Annotated in this window: 19 protein-coding genes and 1 tRNA gene; 12 read left to right on the top strand and 8 right to left on the bottom strand. The window is 62.6% G+C overall.

Annotated elements, in window-relative coordinates; translation table 11 throughout:
• Nucleotides 1–112: 112 nt before the first annotated feature.
• Nucleotides 113–907: an FCD domain-containing protein gene (locus EET67_RS02525; protein WP_128624611.1), complete on the top strand. Its 795-nt coding sequence runs from the start codon at nt 113–115 to the stop codon at nt 905–907.
• Between the two features lie 21 nt (nt 908–928).
• Nucleotides 929–2080: an alpha-hydroxy acid oxidase gene (locus EET67_RS02520; protein ID WP_128624610.1), complete on the top strand. Its 1152-nt coding sequence runs from the start codon at nt 929–931 to the stop codon at nt 2078–2080.
• Between the two features lie 58 nt (nt 2081–2138).
• Here the strand turns inward: EET67_RS02520 and EET67_RS25530 are convergent, their stop codons facing one another.
• Both EET67_RS25530 and EET67_RS02515 read right to left on the bottom strand, forming a co-directional pair.
• Nucleotides 2139–2279, bottom strand: a complete 141-nt coding sequence (locus tag EET67_RS25530) for a hypothetical protein (protein WP_165899766.1) — start codon at nt 2277–2279, stop codon at nt 2139–2141.
• 206 nt (nt 2280–2485) lie between these two features.
• Entirely contained in the window at nt 2486–3196 is a 711-nt protein-coding gene (locus tag EET67_RS02515) for a type 1 glutamine amidotransferase (RefSeq protein WP_128624609.1), read from the bottom strand.
• Nucleotides 3197–3272: 76 nt separating this feature from the next.
• Between EET67_RS02515 and EET67_RS02510 the strand changes: the two genes are divergently transcribed.
• From EET67_RS02510 to EET67_RS02495, 4 genes are all read left to right on the top strand, one after another.
• Complete coding sequence (locus EET67_RS02510) at nt 3273–3929, top strand: hypothetical protein (RefSeq protein WP_128624608.1); 657 nt, start codon at nt 3273–3275, stop codon at nt 3927–3929.
• A gap of 31 nt (nt 3930–3960) precedes the next feature.
• Complete coding sequence (locus tag EET67_RS02505; RefSeq protein WP_128624607.1) at nt 3961–4695, top strand: 16S rRNA (uracil(1498)-N(3))-methyltransferase; 735 nt, start codon at nt 3961–3963, stop codon at nt 4693–4695.
• Nucleotides 4696–4889: 194 nt separating this feature from the next.
• Nucleotides 4890–6263 (top strand): glutamate--cysteine ligase, encoded by a 1374-nt coding sequence (locus tag EET67_RS02500; RefSeq protein WP_128624606.1) that lies wholly within the window; start codon nt 4890–4892, stop codon nt 6261–6263.
• A gap of 170 nt (nt 6264–6433) precedes the next feature.
• Nucleotides 6434–7306 (top strand): DUF937 domain-containing protein, encoded by an 873-nt coding sequence (locus EET67_RS02495; protein WP_128624605.1) that lies wholly within the window; start codon nt 6434–6436, stop codon nt 7304–7306.
• A 101-nt stretch (nt 7307–7407) separates the two neighbouring features.
• Here EET67_RS02495 and EET67_RS02490 read toward each other — a convergent pair whose 3' ends face one another.
• Nucleotides 7408–7701, bottom strand: coding sequence for a DUF1127 domain-containing protein (locus EET67_RS02490; RefSeq protein WP_128624604.1), 294 nt, complete (start codon nt 7699–7701; stop codon nt 7408–7410).
• 182 nt (nt 7702–7883) lie between these two features.
• On the opposite strand from EET67_RS02490, the gene EET67_RS02485 reads away from it, so the two are divergent.
• Together EET67_RS02485 and xseA are read left to right on the top strand one after the other, a co-directional pair.
• On the top strand, nt 7884–8837 hold the full coding sequence (locus EET67_RS02485) for a LysR substrate-binding domain-containing protein (protein ID WP_128624603.1): 954 nt from the start codon (nt 7884–7886) through the stop codon (nt 8835–8837).
• A gap of 82 nt (nt 8838–8919) precedes the next feature.
• Nucleotides 8920–10488 (top strand): exodeoxyribonuclease VII large subunit, encoded by a 1569-nt coding sequence (gene xseA, locus EET67_RS02480; RefSeq protein WP_128624602.1) that lies wholly within the window; start codon nt 8920–8922, stop codon nt 10486–10488.
• Nucleotides 10489–11460: 972 nt separating this feature from the next.
• On the opposite strand, the gene EET67_RS02475 is transcribed toward xseA, so the two are convergent.
• Nucleotides 11461–11700 (bottom strand): hypothetical protein, encoded by a 240-nt coding sequence (locus EET67_RS02475; RefSeq protein WP_128624601.1) that lies wholly within the window; start codon nt 11698–11700, stop codon nt 11461–11463.
• Nucleotides 11701–12024: 324 nt separating this feature from the next.
• On the opposite strand from EET67_RS02475, the gene EET67_RS02470 reads away from it, so the two are divergent.
• Nucleotides 12025–12291, top strand: coding sequence for a hypothetical protein (locus EET67_RS02470; protein ID WP_128624600.1), 267 nt, complete (start codon nt 12025–12027; stop codon nt 12289–12291).
• A 129-nt stretch (nt 12292–12420) separates the two neighbouring features.
• Here EET67_RS02470 and EET67_RS02465 read toward each other — a convergent pair whose 3' ends face one another.
• The 3 genes from EET67_RS02465 to EET67_RS02455 all read right to left on the bottom strand — a co-directional run bounded on the left by EET67_RS02465 (nt 12421) and on the right by EET67_RS02455 (nt 16117).
• The gene (locus EET67_RS02465) at nt 12421–14784 is read right to left on the bottom strand and encodes an arylsulfatase (protein ID WP_128624599.1); all 2364 of its coding nucleotides are present in this window, start codon (nt 14782–14784) and stop codon (nt 12421–12423) included.
• A 514-nt stretch (nt 14785–15298) separates the two neighbouring features.
• Nucleotides 15299–15375, bottom strand: a tRNA-His gene (locus EET67_RS02460).
• 277 nt (nt 15376–15652) lie between these two features.
• Nucleotides 15653–16117 (bottom strand): phasin, encoded by a 465-nt coding sequence (locus EET67_RS02455; RefSeq protein ID WP_128624598.1) that lies wholly within the window; start codon nt 16115–16117, stop codon nt 15653–15655.
• A 249-nt stretch (nt 16118–16366) separates the two neighbouring features.
• On the opposite strand from EET67_RS02455, the gene EET67_RS02450 reads away from it, so the two are divergent.
• From EET67_RS02450 to EET67_RS02440, 3 genes are all read left to right on the top strand, one after another.
• On the top strand, nt 16367–19780 hold the full coding sequence (locus EET67_RS02450) for an ATP-binding protein (RefSeq protein ID WP_128624597.1): 3414 nt from the start codon (nt 16367–16369) through the stop codon (nt 19778–19780).
• 304 nt (nt 19781–20084) lie between these two features.
• On the top strand, nt 20085–21134 hold the full coding sequence (locus EET67_RS02445) for a Fe(3+) ABC transporter substrate-binding protein (RefSeq protein ID WP_128624596.1): 1050 nt from the start codon (nt 20085–20087) through the stop codon (nt 21132–21134).
• A gap of 71 nt (nt 21135–21205) precedes the next feature.
• On the top strand, nt 21206–22921 hold the full coding sequence (locus EET67_RS02440; RefSeq protein WP_128624595.1) for an ABC transporter permease: 1716 nt from the start codon (nt 21206–21208) through the stop codon (nt 22919–22921).
• Nucleotides 22922–23628: 707 nt separating this feature from the next.
• Here the strand turns inward: EET67_RS02440 and EET67_RS02435 are convergent.
• The gene (locus EET67_RS02435; RefSeq protein ID WP_128624594.1) at nt 23629–25587 is read right to left on the bottom strand and encodes an acetoacetate--CoA ligase; all 1959 of its coding nucleotides are present in this window, start codon (nt 25585–25587) and stop codon (nt 23629–23631) included.
• Nucleotides 25588–25725: the final 138 nt, after the last annotated feature.

The raw sequence follows: 25725 nt of genomic DNA, 5'->3' as shown, positions 1-25725 counted from the left end.
CGCGGCAGCCCTAAATGGATAAATAAATTGACCACTTTGCCACGCAGCGTCTATCCTGGGCAAAAATGCCCGTATCAGGGCAGTCCTAGCCCATTCCTGTTGGACAGACCGATTGAGCGACATCTTCTCCCGGATCGAACATTCGCGCACCGCCGACGAGGTGGTGCAGCAGATCGAGAGCCTGATCCTCGAGGGCGTGCTGCGCGTTGCCGACCGGCTGCCGGGCGAACGTGAACTGGCGCGGCAGTTCGAAGTGTCGCGGCCGATCCTGCGCGAGGCGCTGAAGGTCTTGGAAATGCGCGGGCTGCTGGTAACGCGCCATGGCGGCGGCACCTTTGTCGCTGATGTGATCGGCCAGGTGTTCAGCAAGCCGGTGGTGGATCTGATCGCGACCCACCGCAAGGCGACCGCCGACTATCTGGAATATCGCCGCGAGATCGAAGGAGTGGCGGCCGAATATGCCGCCCGCCGCGCCACGGCGGACGATCTGGCGCTGCTTCAGCGCATCATGGTGCGCATGGAAGAGGCGCATGAGCGCGCCGATTTCGAGGACGAAGCCGAGATCGACGTGGAGTTCCACCACGCCATCGGCGAATGCGCGCACAACATCATCCTGCTGCACACTCTGCGCTCCTGCTACCGGCTGCTTTCCGACGACGTGTTTCAGAACCGGCTGGTGATCTTCGGCCTGGCGGGCGCACGCGAGGCGCTGCTTGAGCAACACCGGCAAATCCATGCGGCGGTGGCCGGCGGCGACCCGCTAGCTGCGCGCAAGGCGGCGATGGACCATATCACCTATGTCGAACGCTCGATGCAGGACGCCGAACGGACCGGCGACTGGCAACGGGTGTCGAAATTGCGGCTGCGCCAGCGGATCGGCGCGGCCGGACAGAAAAACGCAAAATAAGCAGACACGGAAACGGGCATCATGAACGGCATCGTCGAAATCAACGATTTGAAGGAACTGGCGCGGCGGCGCGTGCCGAAGATGTTTTTCGACTATGCCGATTCGGGCTCGTGGACGCAGAGCACCTACCGTGCAAACGAGGAGGACTTCGCCAAGATCAAGCTGCGGCAGCGGGTGCTGGTGGACATGACCAACCGCACGCTTGAATCGACCATGATCGGCCAGAAGGTGTCGATGCCGGTGGCGCTGGCACCGACCGGGCTGACGGGCATGCAGCATGCCGACGGCGAAATCCTGGCGGCACAGGCGGCCGAGGCCTTCGGCGTGCCCTTCACGCTCTCCACCATGAGCGTGTGCTCGATCGAGGACATCGCCGAATCGACCACGGCGCCCTTCTGGTTCCAGCTTTATGTGATGCGCGACCGCGATTTCGTCGGAAGGCTGATCGACAGGGCAAAAGCCGCCAAATGCTCGGCCTTGGTGCTGACGCTCGACCTGCAGATCCTCGGCCAGCGCCACAAGGACATCAGGAACGGGCTGTCAACGCCGCCGAAATTCACGCCCAAGCACATCTACCAGATGGTGACGCGGCCACGCTGGTGCCTCGGCATGATGGGCACCAAGCGGCGAACCTTCCGTAACATCGCCGGCCATGCCAAGGGGGTGACGGACCTGTCGTCGCTCTCGACCTGGACGGCCGAGCAATTCGATCCGCAACTGTCCTGGAAGGATGTCGCCTGGATCAAGGAACGCTGGGGCGGCAAGCTGATCCTGAAGGGTATCCTCGACAAGGAAGATGCCTTGATGGCGGCCCAAACCGGGGCCGACGCCATCATCGTTTCCAACCATGGCGGCCGCCAGCTCGACGGCGCGCCGTCATCGATCTCGGTGCTGGCGGAAATCGCGGACGCGGTGGGCGACAGGATCGAAGTGCATTTCGACGGCGGCATCCGCTCCGGCCAGGACGTGCTGAAGGCGCTGTGCCTGGGCGCCAAGGGCACATATATCGGCCGGTCGTTCCTCTATGGGCTGGGGGCGCTGGGCAAGGATGGCGTGACGCTGGCGCTGGAGATCATCCGCAAGGAGCTTGACACGACAATGGCGCTGTGCGGCAAGCGCGACATCAAGGATGTCGGGCCAGAGCTGCTTTATCAGCCTCGAAACGCCGGATAGGCGCGGAGAAAACCGGAAAAACTGATCGAGGCCTGCCGGCTGACAGGTCTCTGCCGGCTCAGTAGCGAGCCGCGCTGATGCCGTAGCCGTCGCTGACCATGTGGTCGCCTGCCGCATCGGCGCTGTAGATGCCCACACCCCACATGACAATGGCGCTGAACATGGCGAGGGACAGGAGCGTGGCTTTCAAGGCGGTCATCTCGGTGGAAACTTTTCTATTTCAACATGAACTTGTTACGAATACGTTGCAGCTCACTGAAAGTTCCCGCCCCTCACCCTCGGGGTCTTCCATGACGGCGGCGCCCTTCTAGGCCTTCGCGCACGCATCCACCAGCAGTCCGGGCATGCCGCAACGCACAATTTCATGCGCGTGCTATTTCTGCCACGTACGAAAGAAGTAGGTCTTCAGGAGACCGGCTGGATGGCGGCGACCCAGGCGCGGGCGAGCGCCAGGCCGGCGGCATCGGCGCGGATTGCATGGTACGCCTCTTCGCTCTCGAAACGGTCGAACCAGCCGGGCTGATTGCGCGAGATCGTGTCGGCGAAGGTGACGTTCCATTGCCGCACCAGCTCCTGGTCGGCTTCGAAATGAAACTGGAAGCCGTAGGCGGCGCGGCCGACCCGGAAGGCCTGGTGGCGGGTCGCCGCGTTGGTGGCCAGATGCACCGCGCCTTCAGGCAGGGTGAAAGTGTCGTCATGCCACTGGAAGCTGGTGAATTGCCGCGGCAGTGCAGCGAAAACCGGATCATCGCTGGCCTCGTCGCGCAATTCGATCTGGTGCCAGCCGAATTCCGGCGAAGTGCCGATCAGGTTTTCCGCGCCGTAGGCGCGCGCCAGAAGCTGGCTGCCGAGGCAGATGCCGAGCACCGCCCGGTCGCGCGCCTCGAAATCGCGCATCAGCCCCAGCAGCGATGGGATATAGGGATACTCATCGTCGGCAAGCGCGTTCTGGCCGCCGCCAAGCACGACGATGGCATCGTAACGGCCGGCGTCGGCTGGTAGTTCATCGCCGAGATGGGCATTGCGGATATCGATGCGCGCGCCGGCCTCGCGCAGTGCCTTACCGACCTGGCCAAGGCCGGTGCCCTCAAAATTCTGCACAACCAAGACATGCATCGGCAACGCCCCCGCCTGACAGATGACGGCGAGAGCGATAGCATGGGCTTGCGGGCAGCATAAAGAGGAAGCCGATATGCCACTGCAAAACCGCGTCGATCCGTTCGGGGACATCCACGCGGTCGATGCGCGCGGCATGTTCACGGGAAACCGCGGCGTCATCCATGATCCGACGACGCGCCGGCTGCTCAAGAGGCGTTGGAGCACCAATGCCTGGATCATCTGCGAATGCGAATTTCGTGGCCGCAAGCGCGAAGTGATGGGCCGGAATGCACCGGGCGGCGGTGCCGGCTGGACCGAGCTTTTCTTCCTTGACGAAGTGACCGCACTTTCGGCCGGGCACCGGCCCTGCTTCTATTGCCGGCGCGAGCGGGCGAGGGAATTTGCCGCGCGCATCGGCGAGGCCTTCGAAACCGCGCCGCCGAGGGCGCCGGAAATCGACGCCAGGCTGCATCGCGAGCGCCTAGCCTCGGGCGGGCCGCCGGTCGCCATCGACCGCAGCGAACTGGAGGAGCTGCCGGACGGGGCGATGGTGTTCCAGAACGGGAGCTGCTTTGCCAAGCGGGAAAGCCGGCTATGGGCCTGGACCTTTCGCGGCTATGGCGATGCCTGGCACTATGCCGAGCTCGCCGCGCTCGATATCTGGCTTGCCACTCCCGCCACGACCATCGCGGCGCTGAAGGCCGGTTATAAGCCGGTCTGGCATGAAAGTGCGGGCGGAGTGAAGGCTTGACCGCGCAGGCGCGCTCACGCATTCCTGCGCCATGCGCGCAAACTATAAAATGCAACGGCTTTACGTGCCGCAAGACCTTGCCGCCCTGGCAGCGATCGAGGCGAGCCCCGAGCAGAGCCACTATCTCAGCCATGTGCTGCGGCTCAACGAGGGGGCGGAACTGCTTTTGTTCAACGGCCGCGACGGCGAATGGCTGGCGCGCATCGACGCAAGGACGAAGAAATCGGTGCGGCTGCTTGTGGTGGAGGAAACACGCAAGCAGCCCGCGCATCCCGATCTCATCTATTGTTTCGCACCGCTGAAACAGGGCCGGCTCGACTATCTGGTGCAAAAGGCGGTGGAGATGGGAGCCGGCATGCTACAGCCGGTCATCACCCAGCACACTCAGATCGCCAAGCCGGGCATCGAGCGGCTGCGCGCCAATGTGGTGGAGGCGGCCGAACAATGCGGCATCCTGGCCCTGCCGGAAGTTCGCGAGGCGCAGAAATTCACAACCCTGCTGGCCGGCTGGGACAAGGAGCGGCGACTGATCTTCTGCGACGAAAGTGCGCAGACGAACAATCCACTGCCTACCCTGCAAGAAATAGCAGAGCGCAGGCTTGGCCTGCTGGTCGGGCCGGAAGGCGGATTTTCTGAAGACGAGCGGCGGCAACTCCATGCCCTGCCCTTCGTGACCTCTATTCCGCTCGGACCGCGCATATTGCGCGCCGATACGGCAGCGGTGGCCGCGCTTGCGGTAATCCAGGCGACAATCGGCGATTGGTGAGTTCGAGGCAAAGTTCGCGCTCAAGGCGGTCACCCGCTACTGAAGGATGGATTACAATCAAATCCTGTTGACGGTAGCGTCAGGTTTTTTCGCTTGATCGGCCAGATGTTTGTCGCCATCAAGCGCGCACGATTTTTGCGGTGCCGCGCTTGCGGCCTCAGGCGCCGGAATTCATGCGGCCGAAAGGATGAAGAATGGCGCGCGACACTACTGATTTCCAGCCGATCGAGGGCATGGACGAGCTTGTCGCCTATCTGGCGCAGGGCTGCAAGCCGCGCGAGAAGTGGCGCATCGGCACCGAGCATGAGAAATTTCCCTTCTATGTCGACGGCAACGGCCCGGTGCCCTATGGCAGCGAGCGTGGCATCCGCACGCTGCTGGAGGGCATGCAGAAGACACTGGGCTGGGACCCGATCCTCGACGCCGGCCGGGTGATCGGGCTGGTGGAGCCGACCGGACAGGGCGCGATCAGCCTGGAACCGGGCGGGCAGTTCGAGCTTTCGGGCGCCCCGCTGCAAACGATCCACCAGACCTGCCGCGAGGGCAACGCGCATCTGGCGCAACTGCGCGAGATCGCCGAGCCGCTCGGCATCCGCTTCCTCGGCCTCGGCGGCAGCCCGAAATGGACGCTTGCCGAGACGCCGAAAATGCCCAAGTCGCGCTATGAGATCATGACGCGCTACATGCCCAAGGTCGGTGCATACGGCCTCGACATGATGTATCGCACCTGCACGATCCAGGTGAACCTCGACTTCGAGAGCGAGGCGGATATGCGCCGCAAGATGCAGGTTTCGCTGAAGCTGCAGCCGCTTTCGACCGCGCTTTTCGCCAATTCGCCCTTTACCGATGGCCGGCCGAACGGCCTGCAAAGCTGGCGCGGCGAAATCTGGACCGACACCGACAACCAGCGCGCCGGCCTGCTCGATTTCTGCTTCTCGCCGGATTTCGGCTTTGCCGACTATGTCGACTGGGCGCTCGACGTGCCGATGTATTTCGTCATCCGCGACGGGCGCTACCACGACATGACGCATATGACGTTCCGCCAATTCATGGATGGGGCCGCACGCAACGAGATTACCGACGGCATGCCCACCATGGGCGACTGGGCAAACCATCTATCGACGCTGTTTCCGGATGTGCGGCTGAAGCGGTTCCTGGAAATGCGCGGCGCCGATGGCGGGCCTTGGCGGCGCATCTGCGCGCTGCCGGCCTTCTGGGTCGGCCTGCTCTATGACAGCCAAGCGCTGGATGCGGCCGAGGCGCTGACCGCCGACTGGACCTACGAGGATGTGCGCGCTATGCGCGAGGCAGTGCCGGCGCAGGGCATCGGCACGACGTTCCGCGGCGCCACGTTGCGCGAACTGGCGCGCGAGGTGCTCGACATTTCCCGCATGGGATTGAAGAACCGCAACCGCACCAATCGCGACGGGTTTGACGAAACCACCTTCCTGTCCACGCTGGACGAGGTGGTGGCGCGCGGCACGACCAGCGCGCAGGAAATGCTCAACGCCTATCACACGCGCTGGGGCGATTCGATCGAGCCGGTGTTTCTGGAATACGCCTACTAGATCGCAGTGCATCCTATCGGACGCATGGTCGCGATCTATCTTTGTTCAAGCATCGGATTTACCCGAAAGCCGGTGACCACCTTTCGGTCCGATGCTCCAATATTGCGGTAGGCGGGTCGGAGCGATTGGGTTAGGCTGCTCTTCGGCGTGATGTTCCGAGGAGATCCGAGATGCTTCCCTTGTTCGACATGCTGGCAAATGCGCAGCAAGGCAATGGCATGGAGGCGCTGGCGCGCCAGTTCGGCCTGTCGCAGCAGCAGGCGCAGGCGGCCGTGGAGGCGCTGCTTCCCGCCTTTTCGCAAGGGCTGAAGCAGAACACGGCCGACCCCTATGGCATCGGCGCCTTCATGACGGCGATGGCCAGCGGCCAGCACGCCAAATATTTCGACAACCCGGCCAATGCCTTCTCGCCCTCAGGCATCAAGGAGGGCAACGGCATATTGGGCCATCTGTTCGGCTCGAAAGATCTGTCGCGCGCCGTCGCCGACCAGGCGGCGCAGGCGACCGGAATTGGCCAGGAGGTGCTGAAGCAGATGCTGCCGGTGATCGCCTCGATGATCATGGGCGGGCTGGCCAAGCAATCGAACAGCCAGTTGCAGGCCGGCGGCTTCGGCAGCGGCAGCAATCCGCTCGGCGAGATCATCGAGCAGATGATGCGGCAGGGCGGAGGAATGGGCACCGGCGGCGGGCAGCCGCAATCACCGAACCCGATGGACAATCCGCTCGGCCGGATTCTCGAGGGCATGTTCGGCGGCGAAGCGCAACCGGCCCCGCAGCCGCGTGGGCGCACGCAGGAGCAGGCGCAAAGCCCTTATGGCGACAATCCGCTCGGCAAGATATTCGAGGAGATGCTGGGCGGTGGCCAAGGCCAGAGGCAACCGGAGCCGCAGGCGGACACGGGGCCGGCCGGCCGGCCCCAGAACCCCTATGACGATCTCTTCGGCAAGATGTTCGAGACCGGAGCCAAGCAGCGCGACGACTACCAGAAGAGCGTGGAGTCGATCTTCGAGCAGTTCACCCGGGGCATGGACCGACACCGGTAGCCAGCCGCCAAATAAAAATGCCCGGTCCTCGCGGACCGGGCAGTGTGCAGGCTAAGCCGGGGGGATAACCGGTGGGAGTGTGGGAGCCTGCAGAAACGAAATCAGTGGGCCCGGCGCGCCATATCCTCTACGGAAAGCTCGGTGCGGGCTCGCACGATAGAATTCAGATGCGTGGTCGGATCGACGCCAAAAGGCAGATCGACGACGAAATGAAGGTCGGAGCGCACCAGGCCTATATCGGCAAGCTCGGCATCCGACATTTCACCAAGCCGATAGAATTGGCGGCGATTTTTCCACGTGCGGTAGAGGTTGGACAGAGCACCAATGACGCGCGCCGCGAATGCCGGACGCGTCTCGATGCGCATCGTTTCATGGGCTTCATCGCATATGGTCATGGCCGTTCTCCTCAAAAGCCACGCAGGCGGATGGCGCTGGCGTCATGTCGCATCGGGAATGCGGCCTGGCGGCAAATCAACGTCGATCCTGTGTGGACGCTTGCGAATATGGCAGCGACTTATTGATTAATCCAACGAATGTTTTTAATCTTTAGCATCAGGATTTATGATGGATGACACTTATGGCTGCACCACTCGATCTCGATCAACTGCAGACCTTCGTCATGATCTGCGACACCGGCAGCTTCACGCGGGCCGCCGACGAGGTGCATCGCACGCAGTCGGCCGTTTCCATGCAGATGCGCCGGCTGGAGGAGCGGATCGGCAAGTCGCTCTTCGAAAAGGACGGCCGCAGCAACCGGCTGACCGAGGAGGGCGAAAGGCTGCTTTCCTATGCCAGGCGCCTGCTGCATCTCAACCGTGAAACGCTGGCCGCCTTCGACGATCGCAGCCTTGAAGGCCAGATCCGCATCGGCACGCCGGACGACTATGCCGACCGCTTCCTGCCAGAGATCATGGCGCGGTTTGCCCGCTCCAATCCGCGCGTCGAACTGACCGTGATCTGCGAGCCGACGCCAGGGCTGGTGGAGCATATCAAGCGCGGCAATCTCGACCTGGCGCTGGTGACCCATAATGATGCGCGGCAATCCGAAGTGGTGCGGCGCGAGCCGCTGCTGTGGGTGACTTCCGCAAACCACGCGACCCATGAGCGCGAAATATTGCCGATGGCCTTCGGCCGGCCGAATTGCGTGTGGCGGCGCTCGGCCTGCGACGTGCTCGACCGGATGCACCGCGACTATCGCGTGCTGTTCACCAGCTTTTCTGCAACCGTGATTGCGGCGGCCGTGCTTTCCGGCCTGGCGCTTTCAGTGCTGCCGGAATGCGCGCTGCGGCCGGGCATGCGGGTGCTGGGCGAAAGCGACGGCTTCGGGCTTCTGCCGGACTGCAAGATCGGCATCATGCGCGGCCACACCGCCAATAGCGAAATCGTCGAAGCGCTGGCCCGGCACATCGCCGAAAGCCTGGACAATATCTCGGTGCCTAGCGCCGAAGAGGCCCCGGCCTTCGATCTGGCAGCACTGTCGGCGATGCGCGGCAGGCGGCACAAGCCTGCAAACCTGATGCCGGGCTGGTGACGGTCGACAAGGCCGGTACAAATGCCGATTGCGTGCATAGCCGCCCCTTGACCCGGCAGGGCGGAAGGGTGCCAATCGCGCCATGAGCGATCTCTTGAGCGAATCGAAGACCAACGCCGCCGAATATACGGTGAGCGAGATTTCCGGCGCGCTGAAGCGTACCGTCGAGGACGCCTTCGGCAATGTGCGCGTGCGTGGCGAAATCTCCGGCTATCGCGGCCCGCATTCCTCCGGCCATGCCTATTTCAGCCTGAAGGACGACCGTGCCCGGCTGGAGGCCGTGGTGTGGAAGGGCACGATGAGCCGGCTGAAATTCCGCCCCGAGGAAGGGATGGAGGTGATCGCCACCGGCAGGCTGACGACCTATCCCGGCTCGTCCAAATACCAGATCGTCATCGACAATCTGGAGCCGGCGGGTGCCGGGGCGCTGATGGCGCTTCTGGAAGAGCGCAAGCGAAAGCTGGCAGCCGAAGGGTTGTTCGAGACCGAGCGCAAGCGGCCGCTGCCCTTCCTGCCAAAGGTGATCGGCGTGGTGACTTCGCCCACCGGCGCGGTGATCCGCGATATCCTCCACCGCATCACCGACCGCTTTCCGCTGCATGTGGTGGTGTGGCCGGTCAGGGTGCAGGGCGAGACCTGCGGTGCGGAAGTGACGGCAGCCGTGCAGGGCTTCAACGCGCTGCCGCCGGACGGACCGATCAGGCGGCCGGACCTGTTGATCGTGGCACGCGGCGGCGGCAGCCTGGAAGACCTCTGGGGCTTCAATGACGAAGCCTTGGCGCGCGCAGTAGCAGCTTCGGACATCCCGGTGATTTCGGCTGTCGGGCATGAGACCGACTGGACGCTGATCGATCTCGTCGCCGACATGCGTGCGCCGACGCCGACGGGTGCAGCCGAGTTGGCGGTGCCGGTGAAGGCGGAGCTGGAAGCGAACCTTGCCAGCCTGGCGGCGCGGCTTGCCGCTTGCACAACACGCAATTTCGACCGCAAGCGGCAGGCACTGCGGGCGGCCGCCCGCGCCCTGCCCTTGCCCGATCAGTTGCTGGCATTGCCGCGCCGCCGATTCGACGAGGCGACCAGCCGCCTTTCGCGCGCACTCGAAGTCAGCACCGAACGCAAGCGGGCGCGGCTGAGCGGAGCACGGCTGACAATTTCCATGCTGGCGCGGCGCGCGGCCGAAGCGCGCCGCCATCTTGACCGGGTGGCGGCCCAACTGCCCAGATGCATCGACGCCGATCTGCGCGACAAGCGCCGCCGGCTGGAAATGGTACAAGCACGGATATCGCCCGAACCGCTGACCCGCCGCCATGCGGGCTTCCGCGAGGCGATGACCGGCCTGCAGCGGCGCCTGGACCATGCCGCCACGATACGCCTGCAAAGGATGCGCTTTCGATTGACGCAAGCCGACCGGCTGCTGACGACATTGTCGCATCAATCGGTGCTGGAGCGCGGCTTCGTGCTGGTGACGGACGAGGCCGGCGCATTGGTGAAACGCGCCGGCGAAGTGGTGCCGGATGCGGCCCTTTCGCTGACCTTTGCCGATGGCAAGGTGGGCGTGACTGCGCACGAAGGCGGCGCACGGCCACCAAAGCCGCAGCCAAGACCCGCCTCACGCCCCAAGGACCCCGGAGCGCAAGGCAGCCTGTTTTGACCTCTCCGCGGTGCATCAGGCGTAGCCGGAAGCCGGTTTACCCCCCATTCGGGGGGTTGCGACGCACGACCGATCACCTATAGATCAGCGCACCAATCGAAAACGACAGGCAGCCTAACCCAGTTCGGCAAACGGACGAGGCAAGCGGCCGGGCGAAAACGGATTTTCTCATGGACTGGTATCAGGCCTCTGGCATCAGAAACCTGGTCGAGGGCATTCTCTTTTGCGCCGGCATTGTCATCCTCTTGTGGTGGACAGTGTTCTATTGAGAACGCAGGAAAATCGGGGAGGCGCCAGTGCATGTCCAAGGCCATAAGCCCAAAGACTGTCGCGGTCCCTCACATGAGACTTCTCAACTCCCCGATCTCTTGCATATCGGCTGCCCGCGCGGATCGGGTCGATCAGGAAAAAGCTGCGCAGGTTTCAATCTGATCCAGACGGGACCGGAGGGAAAATGATCGGCGAAAGAGCAAAGTTGATCGCGCAAACGGCCTGGGTGCAGTGGCTTTTCGTGTTGGCCATTGCCGGGGTGGATATTGCGATCTGGTACCACGCCGCACGCACAAACTACTGAACCTGCCGGTCCTCCCAGCGTCGTCGGACGACGCACTTCCGTCACTCTGCCAGCCGCCGGCTCATTTCGGGTCAGGCGGCTGTTTCATCTTCGTGCCAACTCCGGACAGGCTTGCACGACCGAGACGTGAATCTGCCCGATTTCGGGACGGATTTTTCTGGCACGGCCCTTGCATTGTGGAGAGTGCCGGCAAACCGCCGGCCTTGATGCCGTAACGGGCATCAGGGGCATGAGGCTCGTCGAGGTAAGGGGCAAGGGGTTGTCCCTCGGCGAGCTGATTGTCAGGTCCTGATCTTGATCAGGGGCAAGAGGCTCGTCGAGGCAAGGGGCAAGGGGTTGTCCCTCGGCGAGCTGATTGTCGGCTCGCACGGGGCCCGGTATGCCGGTTATTGAAAGTGCTATGGCAAGTCGTAACTGGTGACGAGTGGAAGAAAGCCGTAGCGTGCTCTGGTTACCGCTCCTTCCAGCGCCCGCTGCCTTGCATCCAGAGAATGCGTGGAGACGAGTTCGCGAAAGGTCTCCGATATCTGGAAATGGCCGCAATGCGAGCAATGGATATCGAGATAACCGTCATAGGCTCTTGTCTGCCTTGCCCGCCTCTCACAAATCGGGCAGCTGATTACAGGGTGCTTTGCCATTTTTAACCCCCTATCTGCATCCGATAGCTAACCACCAAAGGGCCCCAACGACAAGGTTCCTCACGCACGAGCCGGGCCGGGCGATTGCAGTCAGGTGCGGCGGTCGCGCTCTTACGGACGCTGTACCCAGCCAAAGGGCCCACATCCTGCGGACACCTGAACCGGCCCCTCACCCCTACCCTCTCCCTGCAAGCGGGGGTGAAGGCGTCAGCGTTGCGGCGGTCCTCCTTCTTCCGGTCCAAGGAGAGGAAGTCCCGTCAGGACGCCCCCTCTGAACACGAATCGCTATAAAATGCAGCGGGCGGCGATTCGAGGAGGCGTGCGATGCCGGGACTTTCCGCAGGTGCAAAATATCTGTTCATTTCGCTGCTGCGTGCTGCGTCAATATTCGGGCTCTTCGTCGGCAGCCTGGCCGTCGCCTATATGATCGGCTCCATCCTGGTCGGTATCGGCATGATCCCTTGTTCCGATGCCAAGTCGTGCGCCATGGTGCCGGCCTTCATGTTCATGCCGCTGGGCGGACTGGCGCTTTATTTCCTCTCGCTCGTCACCTGGTCGCTTCTGGTACGCCAGCGAAAGAACGACACATAGCAACCGCCTTCAGCTTGTGAGGCAGGCCTGGGCGGCTGGCGCAGAGCCGCCCAGTTGCGGGTAAATCCTCGGTCGTTTTCTCTCGACCCTCCCCTGGCGTTTCCCTTTGCGGAAGAACTCCAGAGCGATTCACTGCCGCGCAAGGTACATGCGCACTTTTGCTTCCAGGTCCTCGATCGGCTCGCCCGAAATATCGACCAGCGACCGCTTGATACTGCCTGTGAAGGCGAAGGGTGGTTTGTAATCCTCAGCCAGCATTACGGGCGAACCAGTGTCGGCCCCCATCACAAGGCCGCCTCCCAGCCCCAGCGAAATCGGGATGGTCACCGGCAGGTTGCCTTCGCCAACAACCTTGCCATCAACGAACAACTTGACGTTCGCCGGTACTCCCTTGCCTTTTGGGATGTCGGGCTTGCCGGTTGGCGCGAACTCGAACGTGAAGACATGGTCGCCTTCAGGAATGCCGCCGTTTTTCGCCTCTATCTTGAAGCGCTGGTCGGCCACATAGTTGTAGCCATAGGTCAGCTTGCCGCCATTGATATAGAAAACAAAGCCCCCGTCATTGCCTCCCATGCAGAACAGCACACCCTCGGCACCACCTTTCGGGATACTGGCGTGGACCGATACCGTATGCGGAACGTTTGTGAGGCGCGGCGCGGCGTTGCTTGGAATCACCTGGGTTCCGGGGTAGAAGATGTATTTTTTGCGATCGACCGCAATCTGTGGCCGCGGATCCGCCAAGCGCAGCGTGCCACGGCTGTCGATAGGCAGGACGTTGTATTTGCCTGCCTCCGCATACCACAAGCCGACCATCGCGATCAGCCTGTCACGCTCCTTGTCGGCGAGGTTATCGGTCTCGGCAAAGTCGTCGTTCAGATTGTAAAGCTCCCAGCCCTTCGCATCGAGTTCCGTGAGCTTCTTGCCGTCCATCGGCGCCCCGAACCCCAGACCTGATTCGCTAAAAGACGTGCCCGGCCACGGACAGACGGCGCGCCAGCCCTCATGATAGAGCGAACGATGACCGAACATTTCGAAATATTGGGTCTTGTGCAGGGACTCGGCCTTGGCGTTGTCGAACGATGACCTGAGGCTGAAGCCCTGGATGGGCGACTGCGTCACACCACGGATCTGCACCGGCGCTTCGATGCCGAGGCAATCGAGCACAGTCGGCACCATGTCGATAGCGTGGCAGTACTGCGTGCGAACCTCGCCCTTCGCCTTGATACCCTTCGGCCAGCAGACGATAAACGGGTCCGAAACGCCGCCGCGATAGGTCTCGCGCTTCCAGCGGCGGAATGGCGTGTTGCCCGCGTGCGTCCAGCCCCATGGATAATGGTTGAAGTATTTCGGACCGCCGATATCGTCGATGGCGGCGAGGTTCTGCTGCAGATTGTCGGGGACGTTGTTGAAGAACTTGTTCTCGTTGACCGATCCGGTCGGTCCGCCCTCAGCGCTGGCGCCATTGTCGGAGATCAACATGATCAGCGTGTTCTCGTACTCGCCCAGTTCTTTCAGGAAGGCGATTAGTTCACCGATGTAATGGTCGGTGTGTTCGAGGAATCCGGCGAACACTTCCATCATGCGCGCAAACAGCTTCCGCTCATCGGCGGTCAGCCTGTCCCAGTCCTGCACATCCGGATCATGGCGCGAGAGCTTGGTTGCCTTCGCGATGATCCCAAGCTCCTTCTGCTTTTCGAACACCTGTTTGCGATAGGCATCCCAGCCCTTGTCGAACTTGCCGCTATATTTGTCCGCCCATTCCTTGGGCACATGGTGCGGCGCGTGACATGCGCCGGGCGCGAAATACAAAAAGAACGGCTTGTTGGGCGCGACCTGCTTGGCGTCGGCGATCATGGCCTTGGCCCTGTCCACCAGGTCCGACGTGAGATGATAGCCTTCTTCCGGCGTCTTCTCCGCCTCGGTCTGCGAGTTGTCGCGGACGAGCTCCGGATAATACTGGTGAGTGTCGCCGCCGAGGAAACCGTAATAGCGCTCGAACCCCCGACCCAGCGGCCAGCGGTCATACGGCCCGGCCGCGGACGTCTGCTCCGACGGCGTCAGGTGCCACTTGCCGAGGCAATATGTATTATAGCCGTGTTGTAGCAGGATTTCCGAAAGGAAACCGTTCTCGAACGGAATGTAGCCGTTGCCGCCGGGATAGCCTACCGAGCCTTCGGTGATGCACGACATGCCGTTCGAGTGGTGGTTTCGCCCCGTGATGAAGCAGGAGCGCGAGGGAGAGCACAGGGCGGTCGTGTGCATGTTGTTGTAGCGCAGCCCGTCCTTTGCAAGCCCATCGATGTTGGGTGTGTTGATCGGACTGCCGTAGCAGCCAAGATGGCCAAAGCCGGTATCATCCAGCACGATGAACAGCACATTCGGCGCGCCGTCCTTCGCGCGATTCGGCGCCGGCCATGCCGGCTGCGAGACGTCGAATGTTCTGCCAATTACACCAGGGAAACTCTGACCAGTCTTATATTCCTTGAGCGACATTTCTTCGTCTCCTCTCTGGGTCAAGTTACTTTCCAAATTGATTTCATTCAGTGGATCGACGGCATTCATCGCCCGTGCCACGACGGTGCTGTATCTTGAGTGTCTTGTTGCCGAGCTTGCTGAGCGCGTCGGCCAGACCACGGAAACCTGGGCTGCCGCATTGCGCGCCCGTCGGTTTCGTCCGGCGCGGTGGCCGGCAAGAGTGCCAACGCGGAGCTTCTGAACATGCGCATAGACCGGCCCGGGGAAAATATCCCATAAGTGGAGCAGGCGACAAAAATTGGAGGCGACATCCCGATACCTCCCTTGCCACCCCGCGCAGCTGTCGATAGCCGGTCACAGGCGACCGATGAAAGCAAGTACGTTACAGTTAACGAGAGCCTTGCCGGCGCCGTCGCGCGCGTGATCCCGGCCCGTCAGTCTTATGTGGCCCAGGGTGTGCGTTTGCGGCATAAAATGCCGCAGCAACGCAGGCCGAAAGATGTCAAATGGCTGATTTTATTGCTGAAAGAGGTGGTACGGTTGGCTGGGCTCGAACCAGCGACCTCCGGATCCACAATCCGGCGCTCTAACCAACTGAGCTACAACCGCGAACCATGCGGGCGCCATTGACGCGCGCAGCGCTCCAATACGGACTATCGACGGACATTTCAAGACATTTGGCGGCGGCGCGGCATTCATTTTGGCCGCAGGTGCCGCAGGTGAGACAAAGTGTGCCCCAAAAAGAAAAAGACCGGCGGGAGGAGCCGGTCTTTTCCTTATGTGTGGCCGGTGGGAGGAGTTACCGGCCATAACCCGAAGTCAGGTGGGAGGAGGAACCGTGCTTCGGGTATTCCTGGTTCGGCCCCATGCCTGGCCGAAGAATGTCTTAGGCGACCTTGAGTTCCTTCAAGGCCTTCTCGAACACGCCCTTGATCGGCTTGGCCACGTCTTCGGCGGCCTTGCTGGAGGCGGCCTGGATTTCCTTGGCCTGCTCGACAGCGGTCTCCACGCCCTTGCGCAGGAAAGCGGTCTGGAGCTCGATCAGCTCAGACACCGACTTGACGCCGACAAGCGCCTCAAGATGCGCGAAGCTGGCCTCGGCATTCGCGCGCAGGGCGGAAATGGTCTTGAGCGACAGGTCGCTGGACGCGACGCGGGCGGTCTCGAAGGTCGATTCGAGGGCCTTCTGGGTGTCTTCGGCGCCAGTCTTCAGCTTGGCATAGGTTTCCTTGGTCTGCTCGACGCCTTTTTCGGCGAAGGCACGAAACTGGTCGGTGGCCTTGGAAGCGTCGAAGCTCGGAAACTCGACGTTTTCGGCAAATTCGGACGTCTTGGTTGCAGTCTTGGACATATTTACATCCTTTCAGGAGGACAGGCTTTGCGGAAGGCTGCCTCGTTCATGCTTGAGCGTGGTATAGCGCGGCTTATGCTGCATTGCAACATATTTATTGCGATGCACCAAAATTAGCGGCCGGAATTAACCACATCGCCGCTTTTCGGCTGGCAAAACGCGCTGTTTTCTGGACCTTCGGGCCGCCAGCTTTTATTAACGATCGGTTAATTGCAGGATGCCGGCCCTGCGCGGAGATGCATTCGATCCATGGCGTCAGCTTCGTATTCGTTCATTGATGTGGCCGTCCTCGACGACGTGCGCGAGCGGTTCGCGCGCGGCGAGGCGCTGGCCATACTCTCGACGGATCTGGAGCAGGTGATCTGGGCCAACGGGCCGGGCGCCACCCTGCTTGGCTATCCGCATATCGAAGCCATCATCGGCGAATCGCCGCTGCTGGGTTCGGTCGCCCGGCGCCAGATCATGGCCACGAGCGGCTTTCCCAATATCGGACGTGACCGCAGCATATTGGTACGCCTGACGATCGGCATGGAAAGCCGGGCGGTGAATTTCACCATGGGCGAGATTTTGCTGCCCGACAGCGAAAAGGCGATCCTGCTTGCCGCACCGGCCGGGCGGATTGGTACTTTCGGTGACGAGGAGATCATGGAGCGCGCCATTGGCGGGTTGAGCGAGCCTGGCCAATTCGCCGCCTTCGTGGATGCGAAGGGCGAAATCCAGGTCGCCTCGGCGGGATTTTCGCAGCTCGGCATCGCAACACAGGTGCTGGCCGATCTGGCCGGCGAAGCAGCCGACGAGCGCGACCGCCTGGTGAAAAAGATGATCAAGGGCGCGAGCGGCCAGTTTCCCGCCGGAATGGCACGCCTGACCGACGAGCCGGCGCTCCATCTGCTGGTGGTGGTGGCCGAACGGCAGGAAGCCGCCAATGCGGGCACGGATGGCACTGCCAGCCAGCACGACTATTGGTATTTCAGCAGCGGGCAGACGGACATGCCCACGCCACCGGCACAAGATGAAGGCGCAACCACAGGCGTGGCAGTGGACCGCGACGCGGCGCCGGTGCGGTTTGTCTGGCGCACCGATGCGCATGGCCGGTTCAGCGCCATTTCCCATGAATTCGCCAATGCGGTGGGAGAACTGGCCGCCGATGTCGTTGGGCGGCGCTTCCGCGACGTTGCCAACACTTTCGGGCTCGACCCTTCCGGCGAGATTTCCGGGCTGCTGGAGCGACGCGATACATGGTCGGGCCGGTCGGTGCTGTGGCCGGTGGCCGGGACGGACGTGAAGATCCCGGTCGATCTAGCGGCCTTGCCGGTCTATAGCCGCAGCCGGGATTTCGAGGGCTTTCGCGGCTTCGGTGTCGCTCGCGCGGGCGATGCAGTGAAGGACCCGGAAGCGCTCGGTCTGGTGCTGGTGGCACCTGCCCGCCCGGCGGAAGACGTGCCCGCCCCCGAAACGGCGCATGTCGAGGCCCCTGCCCCCGACGCAGAAGCCGATGAGACGCAAGAGGAAGCGCCGGAGGCCGCGGACCCGTTCCACGGCGAGGTGCCGGCGCTGGCGATCGTACCCAAGCCGGACCGCCGCTTCTCCGACAAGGTGATTCGACTTGCCGAACATCGCCCGCAGGCAGCGCCGGAGAAGGGCCTGTCGAGCGTCGAGCGCAGCGCCTTTCGCGAAATCGGCGAAAGGCTGAAAAAGGATGGCGACGCCGCCGCCAAGGCGCTGAAAGACACGCAGGCGACAAAGGATCGGGACACCGCTGCCGGAGCGGACGAAAACGCCGGCAAGCCGACCGAAGCGGTGCTGGAAGACCGTGACGGGGTATTGCCGACGGAAACCGAGACGGCGCAGGCGCAGGACGAAGCGGAGGAGAACCGGGAAGGCGTTCTGATTCCCGATCGTGCCGACGATATAATGGAAGCACCCGGGGAGGCGGAGGGCAAGCCCGCCGATTTGGGCGAGTCGGCGCAGGAAGAAAAACCTGAGGAACAGCAATCCTTACCGACCGCAGATGAGCCCCAGGCCGAGTCGGTGGAACAAGACAGTGCCACCAGCCAGGCCGCGCATGAGGCAGACGAGGACACAGCACCGGAAACCGCGCCGGCCCGCCATGCCAACAGCAACAGGTCTGGCGCAGCACCCTCGCCCGAATCGGCCGAGGACGGCAGCGAGCGCCCGGCGAGGGCCACCGACACGTCTATACTGGAAAAGCTGCCGGTGCCGGTGCTGATCCATTCCGGCGATGTGCTGCATTATGCCAATGAGGAGTTCCTGACGCTTACGGCCTATGCGTCAGTCGCGAAACTTGAGGCGGCCGGCGGGCTCGATGCGCTGTTTGCCGAAACTTATGACGAGGTCCACGAGGCGGAGGCGCCGCATCAGGAATTGCGGATGCGAACCGGCGACGGGCTGGAATTTCCCATCGAGGCGCTGTTGCGTTCGGTGCCGTGGAACGGCGGCAAGGCGCTGATGCTGGTGGTGCGGCGAACCGGAGACGAGGAAGAGACTGCGCCGCCACCCGCGCAGGGCGCCAGCGAAGCGGAATTGCGGGCGCGCGTGGCCGAGATGCGCACCATCATCGACACGGCGACGGACGGGGTGGTGCTGATTGCTAATGACGGCACGATCCGCTCGATCAGCCGGCCGGCCGAAGCGCTGTTCGGCTTCGACAGCGACGAGGTGGTGGGCAAGCCCTTCACCTCACTGTTTGCCATGGAAAGCCAGCGCGCGGCCGGCGACTATCTCAGTGGCCTGACCGAACATGGCGTCGCCAGCGTGCTCAATGACGGGCGCGAGGTGATCGGACGCGAGGCCCAGGGCGGGTTCATTCCGCTGTTCATGACCATCGGCAGGCTGCCGAATGAAAGCGGCTTCTGCGCGGTGCTGCGCGACATCACCCAGTGGAAGCGGGCCGAGGAAGACCTGACGCAGGCACGCGCCATGGCCGAGCGCGCCTCCTCGCAGAAGACCGACTTCCTGGCGCGGGTCAGCCACGAGATCCGCACACCGCTCAACGCTATTATCGGATTCTCCGAACTGATGGTCGACGAGAAGTTCGGCCCGATCGCCAATGACCGCTATCGCGACTATCTGCGCGACATCAACCGCTCGGGCAACCATGTGCTCGACCTGGTCAACGACCTGCTCGACATTTCCAAGATCGAGGCGGGCCAGCAGGAAATGGCGCATGAGGCCGTTTCGCTCAACGACGCGCTGGCCGAAACAGTTGCCATGATGCAGCCGCAGGCCAATCGCGAACGGGTCATCATCCGCTCCAGCTTTGCCTCAAAGCTGCCCGACGTGGTGGCGGACCGGCGCAGCATCCGCCAGATCGCGCTCAACATTTTGTCTAATGCGGTGCGCTATACGCAGGCCGGCGGGCAGGTGATCGTTTCCACCGCCTATGAGATGAGCGGCGACGTGGTGATGCGGGTGCGCGATACCGGCGTGGGCATGACACAGGCCGAGATCGAACAGGCGCTGAAGCCCTTCAAGCAGATCAATGCGCTGAAGCGCGCGCGCGGCGACGGCACCGGTCTCGGCCTGCCGCTGACCAAGGCGATGGTGGAGGCCAACCGCGCCAAATTCTCCATCAATTCCACACCCGGCGAAGGAACCCTGGTCGAGGTGACCTTCCCTACGACCAGGGTGCTGGCCGACTGACAAGACGGGAAATTGCAACGCGGAAATGCGTTCGCGCCAAGCGCAAATAAACATTACGACCCAGACGATGGCGAAATGCGCTGGACATGGCCGTTGAGAAAACCGCGCCACCGTCGCGAATCATGCCTCAAACCGTTGAAAAGCTGCGTAAAATTCTCCAGTTTAGAACAATTCTAAACTATTGAAATCATTAGCCTTTGTATTGACGTCCCTGGCTATTTGTCCCAATAGATCAGCGGTGGCTGGCGGAGCTGCCAGCCGACACATCCCTGGGGCCTTGAACCCCATTGGTCAGGAGACAGACATGCCTTCCAAGAACCCTCGCTGCAGCATTGCCGGATATGCCGCATTTGCCCTTGCCACACTGTTTGCCGGCACGGCGCTGGCCGACGGCACGGTCAATGTCTACACCTACCGCCAGCCTGAACTGATCCAGCCGGTGCTCGACGCCTTCACGGCCGAGACCGGCATCAAGACCGAGGTTCTGTTCCTCGACAAGGGTCTTGAGGAGCGCATCCTTGCCGAAGGCCAGAATTCGCCCGCCGACGTGATCATGACCGTCGATGTCGCGCGCTTGACCACCGCCAAGGAAAAGGGCGTGACGCAGGCGCTGGACGACGCCACGATCAATGAAAACATCGATGCCGAATATCGCGACCCGGAAGGCCACTGGTTCGGCCTGACCAAGCGCGCGCGCGTCGTCTACGCCTCCAAGGAGCGCGTCAAGGACACGGCAATCACCTATGCCGACCTGGCCGACCCGAAGTGGAAGGGCAAGATCTGCATGCGCTCGGGCCAGCATGACTATAATCTCGCTCTCTTCGGTGCCGCAATCGCGCACTGGGGCCCCGAAAAGACCGAGGAATGGATGAAGGGCCTGAAGGAAAATCTGGCACGCAAGCCGGAAGGCGGTGACCGGCCCCAGGCCAAGGCGATCGCCGCCGGCGAATGCGACATCGCCATCGGCAACACCTATTATGTCGGCCTGATGCGCACCAATGAGAAGGACCCGCAGGAGAAGGAATGGGGCAACGGCATCAATGTGCTGTTTCCGACCTTCGAGAACGGCCTGACCCATGTGAACATTTCAGGCGCGGCGCTCGCCAAATATGCGCCGAACCGCGACAATGGCGTGAAGCTGATCCAGTTCCTGTCGAACCACGAAGCCCAGCAGATCTATGCCGAGAAGAACTTCGAATATCCGGTCGAGCCGGGTCTGGAGCCTTCGCCGGTGGTCAAGGAATTCGGTGAACTGAAGGCCGATACACTGCCGCTGGTCGAGATCGCCAAGAACCGCAAGGCCGCCTCCGAGATGGTGGACCGCGTCGGCCTCGACGATGGCCCGGCCAGTTGAGCCGTCTGAACCACAGTCGAAAAGCCGGGCCCTTGCAGGTCCGGCTTTTCCGTATTTGATGTGAGCGATCCGTGTCGGGAATCCAACGCATCGATAAGGCCCATCTGGAGAGTTTGGCGCGAAGCAGGCAGCCGCGCGTCAAGGGCAACCGGCATCTGTCGGCACATCTCACGGCATTGGCTGCCTGTGCCGTCGTGCTGCTGCCGATCCTGTCGCTCGGCTTTGTCGCGCTGTCGGGAAGTGGCGACACCTGGCCGCATCTGATCGAAAATGTGCTGCCCGGATCGAGCCTGACCACCATTTACCTGCTGTCACTGGTGGCGGTGGCCACCACCATCATCGGGGTTGCCGGCGCCTGGCTGGTGGTTGGCTTCGATTTTCCCTTGCGCAAGATGCTGGCCTGGGCGCTGGTGCTGCCGCTGGCAGTGCCGCCCTATCTGGCAGCCTACGCCTTCGGCGAGTTCTTCCACTATACAGGCCCGGTGCAGGGGCTGGTGCGCGAAATCTTCGGCTTCCAGACCATACGCGACTACTGGTTTCCAGATATACGCTCGACGCCGGGTGCGGCCTTCGTCTTGTCCTGCGTGCTTTATCCCTATGTCTACCTGACCACCCGCATCATCTTCCTGATGCAGGGACGCAACATTGCCGATGTGGCGCGCACGCTCGGCGCCAGGCAGGCAAAGGTGTTCTGGCGGGTGTTGCTGCCGGTGGCGCGGCCGGCGATCGTTGCCGGCGTGGCGCTGGTGCTGATGGAGACGATCAACGATATAGGTGCAGCCGAATATCTGGGCGTGCGCACACTGACATTCTCGGTCTATGCGACCTGGCTGAATCGCGGCAGCCTGGAAGGCGGCGCGCAGATCGCGCTTTTGATGCTGCTCTTGGTCGTCATGCTGCTTGCGGCCGAACAATGGGCACGCCGCAGCCAGCGCTTCCATACCGGGCGGGCCACCCATATGCGCGCGCGCCCTCCCCGCGTCAGACTGCGCGGCTTCCATGCCTGGCTGGCGGTGCTGGCGACCGGACTGCCGGTGCTGGCCGGCTTCGGCATCCCCCTGTTCGTCTTCGGCCAATATGCCTCGCGACGGCTGGAACAGTTCAGTTCGCCTGAGGTCGCTTCTGCCTTCGCCAACAGCATCGTGACCGCGGCGATCACCGCGCTGATAGCGGTGATGCTGGCGCTGTTCCTGATCAACGCAGTGCGGCTTTGCCGGTCGCGCACCATCACGGCGTCGGTGCGGCTCGCTTCAGTCGGCTATGCGCTGCCGGGCGGCATTCTCGGACTCGGGCTGTTGTTTGCGCTGGCACGCTTCGACAACGGCATCGATATGCTGGCGCGGCAATATTGGGGTTTTTCGACCGGGCTGCTTCTGACCGGTTCGGCCGCGGCGGTGATCATAGCCTGTTCCATCCGGTTCCTGGCGCTGGCCGAAGGCGCCATCCGCTCCGGAATCGAAAAACTGCCCGCCAATCTCGATGAAGCCGCGCGCAGCCTCGGCTATACGCCGCGCCGCAGCGCCAGCCGGGTGCTGCTGCCGCTGCTCAAACCCGCAATCTTAACCGCGATCGTGCTGGTGTTCGTCGATACGATCAAGGAACTGTCGGCGACCATCCTGTTGCGGCCCTTCGGCTTCAATACGCTGGCAACCTATGTCTATGAAAACGCCTCGCGCGGCGTACCGGAAGAAGGCGCGGTGGCGGCGATCCTGATCATCTTGACGGCATTGGTGCCGGTGATCCTGCTTTCGAGGGCATTGGCGCGCGACCGCGAAGCCTTGATGTGATCAAAAAAGGCGTTCCGGAGGGGAACGCCTGAGTTTTGATTTAGATCACAACGGGGACTTGATCGAAACGGATTCCCCGAAAGACGGGGAAGGGATTTCTCCCTCAAGTTAACGAGGAATATCGCGGCCAACCCTTAATAAACCCTTACCGGAATGAAGATGAATTTACGAAAGTGTACCACTCATGAAATCTCGGTAAATTTCGCGGTTACGCTTGGTTAAGCATGTTTCGCTTAGAGCCTTTCATGGTTATACGAAAGCAGTTCTGTTTGTCCGATGGCGAGGCGATCCGCCAGGAGGGCGGCGCCGGCCGATGTGGACCATCGGCCAAGTCCGGCCGACGCCGCGGGCGCCCGCCAGCGGCAAACCCTGCGGGCCGGGTGAATTCGGGCCAAATCCTTCGGGCTTCGGACTTGGCCGTACCCCGGTACGCCCGGCGCCGAAGCCCTCGACCTTGTTCCCGAATTCCCTCCGGCAAAACGCTTCCGTATGACCATGAAAGGCTCTAGGCGGCGGCGATCACGGCCGACCGTTTCCCGTCATCCCGGAATGCTGCGCAGCGCAGCAAGCAGCGTATCCGGGACCCATTCCGATAACCGTTGCCGTCGAGGAATGGGTCCCGGCTCGCGGTCGTTTCACTCCCTTGGCCGGGATGACGACGGGAGCGTTGGCCGCCGCCCCGGAAGACGGTATGACAGCTCCGGCCCTCAGCTTTGCAGTGCCGGCAAGTCCCGGTAGAGCTCGAGCGCTTCGGGATTGGCGAGCGCTTCCATGTTCTTGACGGCGCGGCCATGGACGATATCGCGCACCGCAAGCTCGGTGATCTTGCCCGACTTGGTGCGCGGAATGTCGGTGACGGCGACGATCCTGGCCGGCACATGGCGCGGGCTGGCGCCGGTGCGGATTTTCGTGCGGATCGCTTTCTCCAGCGCCTCGCCCAGCACCGCCCCTTCGGCAAGGCGCACGAACAGCACGACACGCACATCGCCTTCCCAATCCTGGCCGATGCACAGCGCCTCGGCGATCTCGGGCATCTTCTCGACCTGGTTGTAGATCTCCGCCGTGCCGATGCGCACCCCGCCGGGGTTCAGCGTCGCATCCGAGCGGCCATGAATGACGATGCCGCCATGCGCCGTCCATTCGGCGAAATCGCCATGGCACCAGACATTGCCGAAGCGCTCGAAATAGGCGGCGCGATATTTGGCGCCGTCGGGATCGTTCCAGAAGCCGATCGGCATAGCCGGGAAGGCGCGCGTGCAGACCAGTTCGCCCTTCTCCCCGCGCACCGGGTGGCCTGCATCGTCCCAGACATCGACCGCCATGCCGAGCCCAGCCGCCTGGATCTCGCCCTCCCAGACCGGCTCGGTCGGCACGCCAAGCACGAAGCAGGAGACGATGTCGGTGCCACCCGAGATCGACGCCAGGTGCACGTCTTTCCTGATGCCGTCATAGACGAAGCGGAAATCCTCCGGCGACAGCGGCGAACCGGTGGAGGAGATGGTGCGCACGCTGGAGAGGTCATGGCTATCCATCGGCCTGAGGCCCGCCTTGCGCACCGAATCGATGAACTTCGCCGAGGTGCCGAAATAGGTCATCTTTTCCGCATCGGCGAAATCGAACAGCACATTGCCGTCCGGATAGAAGGGCGAGCCGTCGTAGAGCAGCAGCGTGGCGCCGACGGCAAGGCCGGAGACCAGCCAGTTCCACATCATCCAGCCGCAGGTGGTGAAATAGAAGAAGCGGTCGCCCTCGCCGACACCGGCATGCAGGCGCAGTTCCTTGACATGCTGGATCAACGTGCCGCCGGCCGAATGGACGATGCATTTGGGAATGCCGGTGGTGCCCGACGAAAACAGAATATAGAGCGGATGCGAGAAAGGCAGGCGCTCGAAGGTAACCTTGCCGGGGGTAAAGGGCGCAATTGCTGCCTCCAGCGCCTCGGCATTGCCAATGCCGGATGCCGCCTCACCCGCCCGGCCGAGATAATCCACCACCAGCACCTTGCGCAGGCCAGGCAGCCTTTCGGCCACCGCCGCGACCTTGGCCGAGACGTCGATCTCCTTGCCATTATAGTAATAGCCGTCGGGTGCGATGAAGACGACCGGCTCGATCTGGCCGAAGCGGTCGAGCACTCCCTGCTCGCCAAAATCGGGCGAGCAGGATGACCACACCGCGCCGATCGAGGTGGCCGCCAGCATGGCGGCGACCGTCTCGGGCATGTTGGGCATCATCGCGGCGATGCGCTCGCCCGGCTTGACGCCGAGCGACAGGAACACTTGCTGCAGGCGCGACACCAGCGCATGAAGATCGTCCCAGGACAGCCGGCGCGCAACCTTGTCCTCGCCCCGGAAGACGATGGCATCCTCAGGTCCGGTGCGGCGCAGGAGGTTCTCGGCAAAGTTCAGCCTCGCCTCGGGAAAGAAGGCCGCGCCCGGCATCTTGTCGCCATCGGCCAGCACCTTCTCGCCGGGCTCGCCGACGACGCCGCAGAACTGCCACACCAGGCGCCAGAACGCCTCGCGCTCCTCGATCGACCAGCGATGCAGCTCGGCATAGGTGGTAAATTCGGTGCCCGCTCTGGCCGAGGCCGCTGCCCTAAAACGGGTAAGTGCCGCATCGGCAACACGCTGAGCAGAAGGCTTCCATAGCGGAGACAAAGCGGTCATCAATCCATCCTTTCAACAGCGCTGTCGTTATGCATGCTGCACTGCGGTCGCGCAAGATAATGTCGCGGTTGCAGCCCCTGCTTGTGCGCAAATGTCGTGAGACGGCGACAAAGGGTTGAAATGCGGTCGATGTCCGCT

It is taken from the genome of Borborobacter arsenicus, assembly GCF_003934165.1.
Lineage (GTDB): Bacteria > Pseudomonadota > Alphaproteobacteria > Rhizobiales > Rhizobiaceae > Pseudaminobacter > Pseudaminobacter arsenicus.
Note: the sequence above shows the minus strand (reverse complement) of the source record. Positions and strands in the feature narration are given on the sequence as shown.

Bases quoted from the DNA above. Each gene is read 5' to 3' on its own strand.
- EET67_RS02520 (WP_128624610.1), top strand. From the start codon at position 929: ATGAACGGCATCGTCGAAATCAACGATTTGAAGGAACTGGCGCGGCGG.
- EET67_RS25530 (WP_165899766.1), bottom strand. From the start codon at position 2,279: ATGACCGCCTTGAAAGCCACGCTCCTGTCCCTCGCCATGTTCAGCGCC.
- EET67_RS02515 (WP_128624609.1), bottom strand. From the start codon at position 3,196: ATGCATGTCTTGGTTGTGCAGAATTTTGAGGGCACCGGCCTTGGCCAG.
- EET67_RS02510 (WP_128624608.1), top strand. From the start codon at position 3,273: ATGCCACTGCAAAACCGCGTCGATCCGTTCGGGGACATCCACGCGGTC.
- EET67_RS02505 (WP_128624607.1), top strand. From the start codon at position 3,961: ATGCGCGCAAACTATAAAATGCAACGGCTTTACGTGCCGCAAGACCTT.
- EET67_RS02500 (WP_128624606.1), top strand. From the start codon at position 4,890: ATGGCGCGCGACACTACTGATTTCCAGCCGATCGAGGGCATGGACGAG.
- EET67_RS02495 (WP_128624605.1), top strand. From the start codon at position 6,434: ATGCTTCCCTTGTTCGACATGCTGGCAAATGCGCAGCAAGGCAATGGC.
- EET67_RS02490 (WP_128624604.1), bottom strand. From the start codon at position 7,701: ATGACCATATGCGATGAAGCCCATGAAACGATGCGCATCGAGACGCGT.
- EET67_RS02485 (WP_128624603.1), top strand. From the start codon at position 7,884: ATGGCTGCACCACTCGATCTCGATCAACTGCAGACCTTCGTCATGATC.
- xseA (WP_128624602.1), top strand. From the start codon at position 8,920: ATGAGCGATCTCTTGAGCGAATCGAAGACCAACGCCGCCGAATATACG.
- EET67_RS02475 (WP_128624601.1), bottom strand. From the start codon at position 11,700: ATGGCAAAGCACCCTGTAATCAGCTGCCCGATTTGTGAGAGGCGGGCA.
- EET67_RS02470 (WP_128624600.1), top strand. From the start codon at position 12,025: ATGCCGGGACTTTCCGCAGGTGCAAAATATCTGTTCATTTCGCTGCTG.
- EET67_RS02465 (WP_128624599.1), bottom strand. From the start codon at position 14,784: ATGTCGCTCAAGGAATATAAGACTGGTCAGAGTTTCCCTGGTGTAATT.
- EET67_RS02455 (WP_128624598.1), bottom strand. From the start codon at position 16,117: ATGTCCAAGACTGCAACCAAGACGTCCGAATTTGCCGAAAACGTCGAG.
- EET67_RS02450 (WP_128624597.1), top strand. From the start codon at position 16,367: ATGGCGTCAGCTTCGTATTCGTTCATTGATGTGGCCGTCCTCGACGAC.
- EET67_RS02445 (WP_128624596.1), top strand. From the start codon at position 20,085: ATGCCTTCCAAGAACCCTCGCTGCAGCATTGCCGGATATGCCGCATTT.
- EET67_RS02435 (WP_128624594.1), bottom strand. From the start codon at position 25,587: ATGACCGCTTTGTCTCCGCTATGGAAGCCTTCTGCTCAGCGTGTTGCC.